Annotated in this window: 13 protein-coding genes and 1 pseudogene; 5 read left to right on the top strand and 9 right to left on the bottom strand. The window is 44.3% G+C overall.

What is annotated here, in order from left to right:
- Positions 1–93 precede the first annotated feature (93 nt).
- Both MICAI_RS18415 and MICAI_RS24430 read right to left on the bottom strand, forming a co-directional pair.
- A complete protein-coding gene (locus MICAI_RS18415) occupies positions 94–288 on the bottom strand; it encodes a hypothetical protein (protein ID WP_002738625.1) in 195 nt (64 codons plus the stop codon).
- Positions 289–485: 197 nt separating this feature from the next.
- Positions 486–659 (bottom strand): annotated as a pseudogene (locus tag MICAI_RS24430) (DNA starvation/stationary phase protection protein); the annotation flags it as partial.
- Between the two features lie 430 nt (positions 660–1,089).
- Here MICAI_RS24430 and MICAI_RS18405 point away from each other — a divergent pair.
- The gene (locus MICAI_RS18405) at positions 1,090–2,733 is read left to right on the top strand and encodes a Ppx/GppA phosphatase family protein (RefSeq protein ID WP_008205744.1); all 1,644 of its coding nucleotides are present in this window, start codon (positions 1,090–1,092) and stop codon (positions 2,731–2,733) included.
- A 282-nt stretch (positions 2,734–3,015) separates the two neighbouring features.
- Positions 3,016–4,665, top strand: a complete 1,650-nt coding sequence (locus MICAI_RS18400; protein WP_008205742.1) for an alpha/beta hydrolase — start codon at positions 3,016–3,018, stop codon at positions 4,663–4,665.
- Between the two features lie 133 nt (positions 4,666–4,798).
- On the opposite strand, the gene MICAI_RS18395 is transcribed toward MICAI_RS18400, so the two are convergent.
- Together MICAI_RS18395 and MICAI_RS18390 are read right to left on the bottom strand one after the other, a co-directional pair.
- Complete coding sequence (locus tag MICAI_RS18395) at positions 4,799–5,089, bottom strand: DUF3082 domain-containing protein (protein WP_008205740.1); 291 nt, start codon at positions 5,087–5,089, stop codon at positions 4,799–4,801.
- 53 nt (positions 5,090–5,142) lie between these two features.
- The gene (locus MICAI_RS18390) at positions 5,143–7,410 is read right to left on the bottom strand and encodes a GspE/PulE family protein (protein ID WP_008205739.1); all 2,268 of its coding nucleotides are present in this window, start codon (positions 7,408–7,410) and stop codon (positions 5,143–5,145) included.
- Between the two features lie 691 nt (positions 7,411–8,101).
- On the opposite strand from MICAI_RS18390, the gene MICAI_RS22630 reads away from it, so the two are divergent.
- Together MICAI_RS22630 and MICAI_RS26045 are read left to right on the top strand one after the other, a co-directional pair.
- Complete coding sequence (locus tag MICAI_RS22630; protein WP_008205737.1) at positions 8,102–8,314, top strand: hypothetical protein; 213 nt, start codon at positions 8,102–8,104, stop codon at positions 8,312–8,314.
- A gap of 30 nt (positions 8,315–8,344) precedes the next feature.
- Positions 8,345–8,635 carry a hypothetical protein gene (locus MICAI_RS26045; RefSeq protein ID WP_008205735.1) on the top strand — a complete coding sequence of 97 codons (291 nt, stop codon included), beginning with the start codon at positions 8,345–8,347 and terminating at the stop codon, positions 8,633–8,635.
- 262 nt (positions 8,636–8,897) lie between these two features.
- On the opposite strand, the gene MICAI_RS18380 is transcribed toward MICAI_RS26045, so the two are convergent.
- Positions 8,898–9,230 (bottom strand): 2Fe-2S iron-sulfur cluster-binding protein, encoded by a 333-nt coding sequence (locus tag MICAI_RS18380; RefSeq protein WP_008205732.1) that lies wholly within the window; start codon positions 9,228–9,230, stop codon positions 8,898–8,900.
- Between the two features lie 62 nt (positions 9,231–9,292).
- On the opposite strand from MICAI_RS18380, the gene cimA reads away from it, so the two are divergent.
- The gene (cimA, locus tag MICAI_RS18375) at positions 9,293–10,933 is read left to right on the top strand and encodes a citramalate synthase (protein WP_008205730.1); all 1,641 of its coding nucleotides are present in this window, start codon (positions 9,293–9,295) and stop codon (positions 10,931–10,933) included.
- Between the two features lie 96 nt (positions 10,934–11,029).
- Here cimA and MICAI_RS18370 read toward each other — a convergent pair whose 3' ends face one another.
- The 4 genes from MICAI_RS18370 to MICAI_RS18355 all read right to left on the bottom strand — a co-directional run.
- Positions 11,030–11,524, bottom strand: a complete 495-nt coding sequence (locus tag MICAI_RS18370; RefSeq protein ID WP_008205728.1) for a hypothetical protein — start codon at positions 11,522–11,524, stop codon at positions 11,030–11,032.
- Between the two features lie 288 nt (positions 11,525–11,812).
- Positions 11,813–12,613: a tetratricopeptide repeat protein gene (locus tag MICAI_RS18365; RefSeq protein ID WP_008205726.1), complete on the bottom strand. Its 801-nt coding sequence runs from the start codon at positions 12,611–12,613 to the stop codon at positions 11,813–11,815.
- A 42-nt stretch (positions 12,614–12,655) separates the two neighbouring features.
- Positions 12,656–13,189, bottom strand: coding sequence for a 5-(carboxyamino)imidazole ribonucleotide mutase (purE, locus tag MICAI_RS18360; protein ID WP_008205725.1), 534 nt, complete (start codon positions 13,187–13,189; stop codon positions 12,656–12,658).
- 24 nt (positions 13,190–13,213) lie between these two features.
- Positions 13,214–13,642, bottom strand: a 429-nt coding sequence (locus tag MICAI_RS18355; RefSeq protein WP_039900500.1) for a Uma2 family endonuclease, incomplete at its 5' end; no start/stop codon positions are given.

Genomic DNA, 13,642 nt, shown 5'->3' with positions numbered 1-13,642 from the left:
ATTATTTTTATTTATTCTCCCCAGTTCATAATTCATAATTCATAATTCATAATTCCTCACACCTTTTCAACAGGATTGAGAATCAGAGGCAAATTAACGCATATTATTGACCGCACCGCTAACCAAACCAGCGCTAACATAGCGACCATAACCATCAAGACGGTTTTGTTGAGCGATTCGAGAGGGATTATTGACGAGATCGGCAACTCCCACACCCATCATCACCACGGAGATAACTGCGATTAAGTAGTTACGGACAAAAGTTGGATTTTGGTGGCTGACTAACATGGTTGTTACCTCTCTTTCCTGTCGATAACCTTAGAATACGAGAGGGTTTGGGGTGATGTCAGTCCCATAATTCTGGGTGACAGAAGTGGAAAAAAGTGGAATCCACAGATAAGCTGTTCCCCAGGGGGTGAAAATGGCCATAAAAAAAGAGAGTCTAGTCTTCGACCCTCTATTGGAGATGATTGACCCAGATGCTATTAATTGGCACTATGACCAACAAAGGCAACAGTTAAACTGTCTCGGGTTAAGAAATGACTGAGATGATAGGCCCTTTCTTCGGTTTTCAGGGGGATTTGTTCGTAGAGATAACGGGTTCCCCTGTCACCTAAACTTTCAGCTTGGGAAGCTTGACGACGGAGAATTTTGATCACTCTCAAGTTATGAATTGTTTCTCCCCACACCCCACTATCCTATACTTTTTAAACAGGATTTAGGATAAAATGGGTTTCTAGTCCCAGGCATGGACAAGCTGGCTATCCTAAACCAGAGGGGAAAGATGCTCTTTGGTCTCCTGGTTATTCTGTTTCTTCTGTGGGATCTAAGCCTTTGGCAGTTCTCAGATACTCTATTAAGAAGCAAGAAAAGCCGTCGTTCTACCACGGGGTTTTCAACCCAAATTTTCGATAACTGCTATACAAAGCTAAAATTGCGGCGCCGAGGCGGACAATTAGAGGGATAATAAGACCAACCCCGATCGATCGGGTGTCAGCGGCAGCGGAGTTAGCTGCCGATGCTCGATAAGGTTATTTGCCCTTTTCCCTAACCCCTATCCACCGACTGGTAACTGATCACTGATAAGCGATGGTGAATATTTCTAATCAAGTTACACCCGATCAGGGACTAGCTCCCCTGGCAAAAGTCCCCGATGCCCAAATCCTAGCGGCGATCGATATTGGTACGAATTCGGTTCACATGGTAGTGGTGGAAATTGAACCGTCTTTACCTGCTTTTACGATTATTGCCCGAGAAAAGGATACAGTTCGTCTCGGCGATCGAGATCGGAAAACCGGTAAATTAACCCTAGTAGCCATGGAAAGAGCGATCGCCGCTTTAAAACGCTGTCACGATTTAGCTATTAGTCTCCATGCGGATCAGATTATTGCCGTCGCCACCAGCGCCACCCGGGAAGCGGCCAACGGTGACGAATTTTTGGCTTTAATCGAGAAAGAAGTCGGTATTTCTGTAAATCTTATCTCTGGACAGGAGGAAGCGCGCCGGATTTATCTCGGTGTCGTCTCGGGGATGGATTTCCAAAATCAAGCCCATATTATTATCGATATCGGTGGCGGTTCCACGGAATTAATCTTAGCTGATAGTCAAGAAATTCGCTTTCTTAGTAGTACCAAAATCGGCGCGGTGCGTTTGACCCAGGATTTCATGACCACCGATCCCATTAGTACCACAGAATTGGCCTATTTAAGGGCATACACCCGCGGAATGTTAGAGCGGGCAGTAGAGGAAATTAAACATCATTTACAGCTGGGAGAAGTGCCGCGGTTAGTGGGAACTTCTGGGACGATCGAAACTTTGATGACTATCCATGCTTTGGAGAAATTGGGGGAAATTCCCAATCCTTTAAATGGCTATCAATTAACCCGCAAAGATGTCAAAGAATTAGTCAAACGTTTCGCCACTTTGGACTATCACCAAAGACTGGCAATTCTGGGGATGTCCGATAAACGGGCCGAGATAATTCTAGCCGGTTCGATCGTGCTTTTGGAAGCGATGACCATGTTAGATGTTGATAAGTTAGTTCTCTGTGAAAGGGCCTTGCGAGAAGGGGTAATCGTCGATTGGATGCTGACCCACGGGTTAATTGATAATCGGTTACTTTATCAGAGTGAAATCCGCCAGCGCAGTGTCTTGAAAATAGGCAAAAAGTATCAAGTTAATTTAGAATCTGCTGAGAGAATAGCGACATTTTCCCTGTCTTTGTTCGAGCAAACTCAAGGTCAATTACATTCCTGGAATCAGGAGGCTAAAGATCTATTATGGGCGGCGGCAATTTTACATAATAGTGGTTTATATGTTAGTCATGCGGCCCATCATAAACATTCCTATTATTTAATTCGCAATGGTGAACTGTTGGGCTATACAGAAATAGAGTTAGAAGTTATCGCTAATATCGCTCGTTATCACCGCAAAAGTAAACCGAAGAAAAGACACGATGATTTTATGAAATTAACGGAATACTATCAGTATATGATCAGACATTTAAGTGCTATACTGCGCTTGGCTGTGGCTTTAGATCGACGACAAATAGGAGCGATTAAAAAGATTGAATGTAAGTACGATCCTGAGTATAGAACCCTACATCTGCATCTTTTTCCCAATAATGCTGAAGATGATTGTGCTTTAGAATTATGGAGTTTAGACTATAAAAAACCTGTTTTTGAGGAAGAATTTGGTGTGAAAGTGGTGGCAACTTTGGCATTTTTACCCTGAAATCTTGAAATCGGCAAGATGGAAATTTTCGAGACTTGTTACCTATTAAGTAGTCGTAGAAAATTAATTTCTTGGTTAGGATAGGCACTCATACACTCATGCAAAAAGTAGTGAGATATGTATAATTAATTTTGCCCAGGTACTTATTCTAGGTCAAGATTATCGATCAAGGTAAATTGATAACTTTTGTTGATAATCAAACAAGAAAACCGTTAAAAACTGCTAGGTTACTGTTATAATCCAGGAGGAATAAGATCGCAGGAAGAAAAGGAGCAGAAAAACTTGTTGCAATTAGCCAAAATTAGCCGCTCAATCGCTCTGGGTTGCTTAGGAACGATACTGACTAGCTTTCCTGTCCTCTCGGCCGAGAGAATCACTTTTATCTTAGTGCCCTTTAGTCGTACCCTAGAAATTAGTTCCCTAGAAAACTTTGCCAAAACTGGCAGAATTGACGCTAATCTAAGACAATATTTAGGTAATACAACCGCCGAACAACAAAAAGAATTTCGCCAAGCTTTAACCACAAGTAAAGAAGTTAATCCCGTCCTGATCTCGCGCTTTTTTAACACCAGAATGGGGGAAGATATCCTAACCCTTTTAGGGGAACTGATCACCATTCAAGGGGGTATTAATGGTAAATTTGCCCTGCGTTCTGCCCTAGTTAAATCAGCCTTTGAACCGGAAGGGGTAACTATTCTTAACCTGCTGCGTAATCTGCCCACTAATATGCAGATTGATGTCACCAGAGTGCAAAGATTAGCCCGGGCGATCGATATCGTCCTGAAAGCCACCACAGTATTCACGGAAAAGGTGGCGCAATTATCCTTAAAAGAAGCTAAAAAGGCCGGTGAAATTAATTTTACCGCCATGACCGACCCCCGACAACTGGGACCCCAACAAGTGGAACAAATGCGGCTGGATTTAACCGATAGCCGTCGTCAGAGGGAACTTTATCTAATTATTGTCAAACCCAAGGGGCAATTAACCGAGAAAACCCCCGTTATTGTCTTTTCCCACGGTTTAGCTTCTCGTCCTGAAGATTTTGTCCGACAAGCGGAACATTGGGCTAGTTACGGTTATCTCGTTGCCATGCCCCAACATCCCGGCAGCGATACCCTACAGGTGCAGAATCTGCTCGCCGGTTTATCGCGGATGGTTTTTTATAGCAACGAATTTGTCAATCGTCCATTGGACATATCTTTTGTGATCGATGAATTGCAAAGACGCAACGCTAGGGAATTTCAGGGGCAATTAGATTTAGATAATGTGGGAGTCGCTGGACATTCCTTCGGCGGTTATACAGCCTTAGCTGTAGGTGGAGCGACGATCGATTTCGAGAATTTACAACGGGACTGTCAAAGAAGATTAGCTTTTCTCAATCTCTCCCTCTTGCTGCAGTGTCGTGCTTTGGATTTACCCCGAGAAGAATACAACTTTCGCGATCCGAGAATAAAAGCGATTTTTGCGGTTAATCCGTTTAATTGGAGTATTTTCGGGGCTAAAGGACTGGCTAAGATCGAAATTCCCACTTTTGTGGCGGCAGGAACCTACGATCCCGCTACCCCCGCTATTTTTGAACAGGTGCGCTCTTTTCCCCTGCTCAATACTGAAAATAAATATTTAGCTCTGATTGAAGGTCAAGCTCACGTTGATTTTTCGGTACTAGATGCGGGAATTAACGAAGCGATCGAATCCGTAGCCGATCTTACCCTGCCAGCACCATATCTGATCGATAGTTACGCCCATTCCCTATCTTTGGCCTTTTTTGAGGTTTATATTCGCAAAAACCCCAGCTATAAACCTTTTTTACAGGCGGCCTATTCCCAATATCTTAGTCAAGGCCAAGAGTTTAGATGTTTTCTGATTACCCGCGCCTCCTCGGCCGCTTTAGAACAACTCATCGAAGATTTTACCGCTCAAAATGTCCGTTAATCGGTTATCAGTTATCAGTTATCAGTTCACTGTTTACTGTTTACTGGACGGCTACGCCGTGCCTTTGGCAACACTGAAAAGCTCCCCACTTTCCCACTTCCCCACTTCCAATTCATAATTCATAATTCATAATTTATATTTTTTGAGGGCCTTTAAGTAGTAATTGGATAGCCAAAAGAATTAAACCAATGGTGACAAAAACAAAAATAAAGGTTCCTAGAGAAGCTAAACCAAAAACTAAAGTCCGGACAGCACTGCCAATTCTCAAGGCGATCGGACTGTGAGCAACCATTGGTTTTGAGTAAAAAGAATGACCGATCGCTGCCGTGAGATAATAGAGAATTGTCCCCAGTGCTGCCGAAATTGCCGCACCAACTAAACAGCGAGTAGGAGTAACTTTTTTGGTTTCTAATTCTGTGGTCATTACTTTTTAGTTCTCAAATATTGTCCAGGTTAAATTTTAATTCTTTTCCCCGACTAAGACCAAGGATCGAGGGCGGAAGGAAAAAAGGTATCGACTGGCGAGGAGACGATCAGTTCTTGATTCTGGTCTAGTTCCCGTTTTAACTGTTCCCAATCGCCGGGGTCGGTTAACTCCTCATAAACAGGATCATCGGAAACGATCGCTTCTTTGTCCGATGACCAGTTTCGGGAAGGAAGGACTGGATTAGTCAAATCAGGCAACTCCTGGTCGATAGTAGTTGGATTTGCGCTCTCAGGGGAAGCTATGGGCGAATTTAGGCTAATTTCTCGCTTTAGTGACTGTAATTCACGGTTGAGAGCCTGTAATAACTGCTCGATCGCCTCGATTCTCCCGAAAACATCCGGGGGAATCTCAGGATTATTGGCAGCAGAGAGGGAGGGTAAAGTTAATTGATCAGCCATGACGCGCTCGATTTCCTCTAGGGTAGTATAACCTTGGCGGACTAATTCCAAACCGTAGGCGAGGAGAGACTTGAATCCTGCCCGTGTTGCCGCTTTTTTGAGTATATCGGCGGGTTTCTTGCCAGCGATGCAAGTTTTCAGGTCAGGGGTAATCGTGATTACTTCAAAGACCCCAATCTGGCAATGATAACCGCTGCCGTGACAATGACGGCATAATCTGCCTTTTTCCCGCGCTTGGATGATTTCTTCGGCAGTGAGGGAATTAGCTTTATAAAAGCTGTATTGAGCAGCTTGGGCGGGAGAAAGACCAAATTTAGCTAATTCCTCCCTTTTTGGTTGATGTTTCAGCCGACAAACCGGACAAACCCGTCGCACCAGTCTTTGATTGATCACTCCAATTAGGTTATCAGCCACTAGGGCCGGCTCCGCTAATTGATGGAGGCGAGCGATCGCGGCAAAGGCATCATTGAGGGGTAAACTAGAGATAACTAAATGTCCAGTCAAAGCCGCTTCTAGGGCATGGGTAAGGGTGGCAGAATCCGCCAGGCGATCGATGCCGATGATATCCAGGTCTTGATGGCGCAAAGAGGGCAAAATCGAGGCATAATCTCGGCCTTGACCATCAGCGATTTCCACTTGGGTAATACCGTTAAGGCTGCGTTCGATCGAGGTTTCCAGGGTAGCGATATTAACCCCACCCCGGTTTCGATGGGCTAGTAGAGAATAGAAACTGGTGGAACAACCGCCTCCGGCCGGTGCGGTGAGCAGAATCAACCCCGCCTGGCGATCGATCATGGTGCGTACCAGTTTACAGGTTTCTTGGCTAGTAATCAACTCATCGAGGAGCCAAAGTGGCGATCGAGAATCAAAAACCCGCAGGAGAATTTTTTCTCCCTGTGGACGGGGTAGGGTGTGGAGACGAAAATCTATTTTGCGACCGGAAAAAGTTATGGTCATTTTTCCCTGTTGGGGTCGCGATTTTTCGCTGACATCGAGGTTAGCCAGAATTTTAAACCGTGAGATAATCCCTGGGGTCGCTTCTGGAGAAATCGGTTCCCAGGCAGAACGCAGGAGACCATCTTGGCGAAAACGGACAGTTAATTGATTTTCTTGGGGTTCTAGGTGAATTTCCGTGGCTTTACTTTCGATGGCTTGAAGCAGGATATTATTAACGACACTGACGATCATCCTTTGATTGGCCTGTTGAATCAGACCGAGATCCTTGTCGGCTAATTTGTGCTGGGGATGGGGGAGAGATTGGCCATCTTCAAAAAGGCTGGTTATGTCAACTATGGTCTCTAGCTCTTGTTCTTCGGGAAGAAAACGGCTAGATAGGGCTTCTTCTTGGCGAGAATGATAGATTTCGACCAATTTATGGTAATCTGCTCGATCGATGACACGACGTTCAAACTGCAATTCTTGATCTCGGAGGATACGACGTAAATCATCGAGAATCTCCTGATTAGCCGGATCCACCATGGCTAGGTGCAGGACATTGGCAGCGGATTGCTGTTTTTGTAGGGGCAGGATCCGATAACGACGGCAAATTTCCAAGGGAAGGAGCGTGCGAAACAGATTCTCGATTTCTCTCCAGTCGAGGGTCTCACTTTCAGGGTCAAGATATTCTACCCCATACTTGGCTTTTAATTTTGACAGTTGTTCGAGTCGGTAGTATGCCAGTACCTCTTTGGGTAAAGGACGGCCGGTGATCAGGGGTAAAATTTCGATTAGAGGTAGATGACTTTTCTGCCTCTCGATCATTGCCTTTTGTAGTTGCGGGATCGTGACATAACCCGATTGCACTAACTTTTGGGCAAAGGAAGACAGCTTGGTAGGAAGTTTCTCGTTTGCTGATGACATGGAATAGAGCCAGTTAAGACTGTACAACCCACTACATCCCTATAGTATGCCCATTTTTTCAGTGCAGCTAACAGGCAAAAGAAAATTTATCCCACTTTTTGCACTTCTTAACATTCAATTGATAATTTTTACTAATATATTGCTTAACACCGATTCCCCGTGGGGACTATAGCGACAATGAGACTCAATCCGTTGAGTATAGGCTACTTATGAGGACAGGCACTCATGCAATAGGCAAAAGGCAAAAGAGGTAATAGATAATCAGTTTTTAATAACCGAATTTAGTATGATTGATTTTTATCAAGGTGAAGAATCGTAATTTTTTTTCTCAGAAAAAATCAAGTATTGAAAATGTTCTCAATCGTAGTTTCTACAAGGAAGCTTTTTCGTCAAAACATCTTGGGGAATGTAACAATATATAGAGGTGATGGTTTCTGGGTTGTGCATCTCAATTTGGTCGAAATATCTCGAGGACATTTTGGGCTCCCGCGGTCATTGGTGTCAACTTAAGCAAGAAGCTGAATGATCAAGAGTAGCTGATCATCCCAGAGAAAGGAAGTAAAAAATGGTAAAATAGCCCAGAGAAATCAGAGGTGAGTCAGGGGAAACGCACTCTAAGCAACGAGCGAAAAAAGAGGGGAATCCCGACTTACGCCGTTAATGTCAGTCACCCACCTTGGCAATTCCTCCCATGGTAGAAGAATTAACTCAATACTTAACACCCACTTTATTTGCTCCCTTAAAATATCTCCAGGTAAATCATGAGAAATTAATGAGAAATAGGCTTTTAAATCCACCAGTAATGGTCCCTTTAGTATTGAGCTTAGTCTATTGTCAAATAGCGGGATTAAGTGAAGCAGTAAGAGTCTTAAAAGAAGAAGGATTATTATGGGTAAAGCCTTGAGAAGTAAGTAAACAAGCTGTCTCCAAACGCTTGATCCACTTACCCTGTGAAATCTGGTCAGTTCTGCTCAAACAGGTGTTAGAGAAAAGTCAGGAAAAACCGCAAAATCTGCCGAGAAAAGCCCGATGGCCAAGAGTTAGACCAAAATTTACTGCTATCTGGATAGCAGATGGCTCAACCCTAGAGCAGTTAAGAAGAAGACTCAAAATCGCCCCAGAGCAAAAAGTGCAATTGGCCAGTAAGATAATGATGATAGTGGCAGCATTCAGCCAATGTGCTAAGTTATTTAGCCGACGGAGCTCAACTTTTTGGCTTAGTTAAAGCTGAAAGTAAACGACACAGGCAAAGGGATGCTCTCTCTCAACAAATTTGGGCGGCTATTTCCTTAAGTTGACACTAATGATTGCCTGCGTCCTCTTTGAATAACTGCTGCTGCTCACCTATAGGTGAGGGAAAGTCACAGATAGGAGATCGACCCGCAGTAATCAGTCATCAGTAATCAGTGAAAAGAAGGCTGCGAACTTGCCAGTTAATAATTTAACACTTTAACACTTAATACTGTTCACTGAAAACTCAAAACTGCTCAGTGATCAGTGATCACTGAGTCTCCTTGTCCCCAAAAACCATCGTATTTAGTCACTTCAATATCACCAAAAACTCTGACTTGACAAGCAAGACGACGGTGATTATCGGGGTTATGGGGAGGTAAAGAAAGACGCGCTTTTTCCTGCCAATTGATAGCAGAAACTTCGCCCACAATTGCCACCGCACAGGTTCCACAGCTGCCGATGCCGCGACAATTGATCAACTGGGAACCGCCGTTATACAAAGAAATGTCATGTTTTAATAATACGCGGCGGAGATTTGCACCTCGATCGCAGGTGATTGTTTGACCGTAAACTGTTATTCTAGGCATTAGGGACGTGATTTTAAGTGGCTACAGTTATTAATTAATATTAACACTTATTGACTATTTCTATGAACAATGGTAAGCGCATTTGGGTCTATGACACTACTCTCCGGGATGGGGCCCAGCGAGAAGGTATTTCCCTCTCCCTAGAAGATAAAATTAAAATCGCCAGGGAATTAGATAGAATGGGTATTCCTTTTATCGAAGGCGGTTGGCCGGGCGCAAACCCTAGGGACGGTCAATTTTTCTGGAAAATGCAGGAAGAACCCCTAAAACAAGCGGAATTAGTCGCTTTTTGTTCCACTCGTCGCCCCCATATCGAGGCCCGGGAAGATTCGATGTTAACCGCCATTCTCGCCGCTAGAACCCGTTGGGTGACAATTTTCGGCAAATCTTGGGATATGCACGTCACAGAGGGCTTAAAAACCAGTCTGGAGGAGAATTTAGCCATGATAGGAGATACGATCGAGTATCTACGCTGTCAGGGAAAACGAGTCATTTATGATGCCGAACATTGGTTTGATGGTTACAAAAATAACCCCGAATACGCCCTTTTAACCCTCAAAACCGCCCTAGCTGCTGGGGCCGAATGGTTAGTTTTCTGTGATACCAACGGTGGCACTTTACCCCAAGAAATCGCCCCGATTGTGGAGAAAGTGCGGGAGCAATTGGGCATCGATCCTGATAACGAAAATGGGACTAAATTAGGCATCCATGCTCATAATGACGCAGGAACCGCCGTGGCTAACTCCTTAGCGGCAGTTAACGAGGGCGCACGCATGATTCAAGGCACAATTAACGGTTATGGGGAACGCTGCGGCAATGCCAATTTATGTACTTTAATTCCCAATCTTCAGTTAAAAATGGGCTTTTCTTGCCTAGAAGAAAATCAATTAGGCCGATTGACGGGAACTAGCCGAAAAATCAGCGAAATGGTCAATTTAGCCCCAGATGATCATGCTCCCTTCGTCGGACGTTCCGCTTTTGCCCATAAAGGTGGTATTCACGTTTCTGCGGTGGCGAAAAATCCCCTCACCTACGAACATATTAACCCAGAAGCGATCGGGAATCAGCGCCGCATCGTCATTTCTGACCAATCGGGATTAAGTAATGTGTTAGCGAAAGCGCGCAGTTTTGGCATCGATTTAAATAAAGATGATCCCACCTGCCGGCAAATTTTGGAACGTTTAAAAATCTTGGAAAGTCAGGGTTATCAATTTGAGGCAGCCGAAGCTAGTTTTGAGTTATTAATGCGGGAAGCTTTGGGACAGAGAAGCCACCTTTTTGAATTAAAAGGATTCCAAGTTTATTGTGATATGCTGCGGGATAGTGGTAATGCGATCGCTACAATTAAAGTACGGGTAAAAGAGGAAGATTTATTAGAAGTGGCCGAGGGTAACGGACCGGTGGCCGCTTTAGATCGAGCTTTAAGAAAGGCTTTAGTCAAATTCTATCCCGAAATTGCTAACTTTCACCTGACCGATTATAAAGTGAGAATCCTCGATAGTGGTTCGGGGACGGCAGCGAAAACTAGGGTTTTAATCGAGTCAAGTAACGGTCAACAAAGATGGACTACCGTGGGAGTGTCTAGTAATATTTTGGAAGCTTCCTATCAAGCAGTAGTAGAAGGAATTGAATACGGTTTATATCTGCTGCAAAACAATAAACTAGAATTATCGGGTCAATTTTGTCCTTTGGGGATAATTTAGGGAACAGTTATCAGTTATCAGTTATCAGTTATCAGATTTTTTATCCCCACACCCTACACCCCACTTCCTACTCCCCTGTCTGGGATTGAATCACTACTAGGATAATAATCTAGTGACGACAGAATTTTGCCAACGACGAGCCAAGGCCCGCAGATACATATTAACGGGAAACTGATAATATTCGATAATTAACCAGAGTAAACAAATACCATGGCAAACAAAGGTTAAAATCGACCAAAATAGAGGCAACCATGACAAAGGACTCCCCTCGACTGGAGGAAAAAGATAGGCCCCCGTAGCCACAATTGCCGTGGGAAAAATCACAAATCCTAAACCGATAATTAAGTAAAAACCTGCCATCTCCATTCCTTCTCTCGGTAAACCCTGCCAATACTTACCATTCCAATACCAAGTTAAGGGTAATTGACTATCGGCCATTTTTAAAACCTGTTGTTCTAAATTAGCAGTAAAAATGTGTTGACAAAAGTTACAAGCATAGGCTTCCATTAGTGGTAAAGCGGCAATTTTACCATGGCGACAGACGGGACAAGAATAGGTATCGTGATAGTTTAATTGGGTTGGCTCGGTCATGGTTAATGTGAGTGAGAGTAAAAAAGGCCATTGCAGATACAGCAGTTATCTTAATGGTAAGGTGCAAAGTTTTCTTTTTGGGGAACGGGGAACAGTAGCCGGTCGTCCAGAAATGATAATTTAACCATATCTGGGTCGAGGAAGTTCGAGCATTTGTACTAAAAATTCCCCGACGCAGTTTAAATGCAGTACAACCCAGCACATCTCAACTGTATCTTAGTCGCCGATTTCCAGATAATTTGCCTCTGAGTCCCGCTACTGCCAGAAAAATTGCTATTTAGTCCTTCTTTACTTTAAGTTAAGAAACTTATCTAAGGCTAGAACCATATTTGGCGGCCAACGGCGCACGCTTTTTACCCAATCGAGGTCTTGATAGCGGGTATCCATGCCGACGGCGGCTACCCAATTGCTTTCCGCCTCTCCCTGTTGTCCTTGGCTCCATAAAACGGCGGTTAAGGCGGCTCTGACATCGGGAAACATGGGGTATTTGCGGGCAATATTCCGCATTTTTTGGACTGCTTCCGGATATCTGCCCAATTCGTACAGGGCCAGGGCCAGATTAGCTTGCGCCCAGGCAAAATTCGGGGCTAGTTGAGTGGCTTGGCGATAGTCTTTGACGGCGGCTTCCCAGTCCCCTAAACCGCCCTCAGCGTTGCCGCGATTGTTATAGGCAAAGGCATCATTGGGATCTAGTTCTAAAACTTTATTATAATCGGCGATCGCTTCTTGATATTTGCCTTCTCCTTCTAAAGCGGTGCCGCGATTGAGGTAGGGATCGGGGGCATCGGGGGCAATGGCGATCGCTTGGTTAAAATCAGCGATCGCATCCTCTAATTTATTGAGACTGACTCTGGCATTGCCGCGATTACTCCAGACGGCGGGATTAGTGGGGAATTTGGCGACTAATTGGGTCCAATAGCTTTCGGCCTGGGCGTAATCCCCTTTTTCTGTGGCTTCTAGGGCTTTTTCGGCGATAACTTCCCCTTCTCTAATCTGTTCTTCGCTAATAGTCGGGCTATCGGCATAAGCCGCTATGGGTAGGGCAAAAAAGAGCAATAGACTCAATACACAAGCGGTGATCCAACGCATAATTACTTCATAATTTGTTACTTAATCTTTTCTCAATCTACCCTACTTAGGTGAACTCTGCTCTAGATAGTCTTGATAGCCTAGTCGTTGAAGATTGCTTTGTTTTTCGAGGACGGAATCGGTGAGGGATTGACGATAGGCGATAACTTGCTCTAAAAGATCAGCATTACCAGTGGCGAGAATTTGAACCGCTAAAAGTCCGGCATTTTTGGCATTACCGATCGCCACTGTGGCCACGGGAATGCCTGCGGGCATCTGTACAATTGAATAGAGAGAGTCTAACCCTTGTAAAGTGCGCGTGACTACGGGAACTCCAATCACGGGTAAGGGGGTTAAAGATGCCACCATCCCGGGTAAATGGGCAGCGCCGCCGGCTCCAGCGATAATCACTTTTATTCCCCTTAAATGAGCGTTTTTGCCGTATTCAAACATTTTTTCGGGGGTACGATGGGCCGAGACGATGGCGACTTCGTGGCTAATCTGAAAAACCTCTAAAACTGCGATCGCTTCTTTCATGGTGGGTAAGTCGGAATCACTACCCATAATTACACCCACTAGGGGCGCTGCTGTCACCATAGTTACTAGAAAATAATATTTCCCCTAAATTGTATCGGGATCGATGCCTAATTCTCGCAATTTTTGGGCCAATTTTTCCTTAGCTTGTCGTTCCCTTTCTTTCTCTAAAAGAGCCTGTTCTTTCTCTAAAATAGCCTGTTCTTTTGCCTGTCGTTGCTGTAATTCCGCTTCTTGAGGAGTGGGGACTAATTGACCATCGGCGGTAAAATAACGCAGTTTACGGTCAAATATGCCTAAATATAATCCTAACTGTTCACTCCACAGATAACCCTGTTCATTGGGAGAAATGGCTTGATATTGTCCCTCAATTAGTCTAAATCCCTGCAATTCTAAACTATTAGGATCGAACCAAAAATAATTAGGAGTGCGAAAGGTATTTTGATAGAGAATTTTCTTGTTATTGCGGTCAATATTGGCCGTAGAATCGGAGAGAATCTCGACAATTACATCGGG

It is taken from the genome of Microcystis sp. T1-4 (assembly GCF_000297435.1).
Taxonomy (GTDB): Bacteria; Cyanobacteriota; Cyanobacteriia; order Cyanobacteriales; family Microcystaceae; genus Microcystis.
The sequence above is the reverse complement of the archived record's forward strand: the minus strand, read 5'-3'. Positions and strand labels throughout refer to the sequence as shown.

Excerpts from the sequence above, each read along its gene's own strand:
- MICAI_RS18415 (WP_002738625.1), bottom strand. The coding sequence starts at position 288 with ATGTTAGTCAGCCACCAAAATCCAACTTTTGTCCGTAACTACTTAATC.
- MICAI_RS18405 (WP_008205744.1), top strand. The coding sequence starts at position 1,090 with ATGGTGAATATTTCTAATCAAGTTACACCCGATCAGGGACTAGCTCCC.
- MICAI_RS18395 (WP_008205740.1), bottom strand. The coding sequence starts at position 5,089 with ATGACCACAGAATTAGAAACCAAAAAAGTTACTCCTACTCGCTGTTTA.
- MICAI_RS18390 (WP_008205739.1), bottom strand. The coding sequence starts at position 7,410 with ATGTCATCAGCAAACGAGAAACTTCCTACCAAGCTGTCTTCCTTTGCC.
- MICAI_RS22630 (WP_008205737.1), top strand. The coding sequence starts at position 8,102 with ATGGTAGAAGAATTAACTCAATACTTAACACCCACTTTATTTGCTCCC.
- MICAI_RS18380 (WP_008205732.1), bottom strand. The coding sequence starts at position 9,230 with ATGCCTAGAATAACAGTTTACGGTCAAACAATCACCTGCGATCGAGGT.
- cimA (WP_008205730.1), top strand. The coding sequence starts at position 9,293 with ATGAACAATGGTAAGCGCATTTGGGTCTATGACACTACTCTCCGGGAT.
- MICAI_RS18370 (WP_008205728.1), bottom strand. The coding sequence starts at position 11,524 with ATGACCGAGCCAACCCAATTAAACTATCACGATACCTATTCTTGTCCC.
- MICAI_RS18365 (WP_008205726.1), bottom strand. The coding sequence starts at position 12,613 with ATGCGTTGGATCACCGCTTGTGTATTGAGTCTATTGCTCTTTTTTGCC.
- purE (WP_008205725.1), bottom strand. The coding sequence starts at position 13,189 with ATGGTGACAGCAGCGCCCCTAGTGGGTGTAATTATGGGTAGTGATTCC.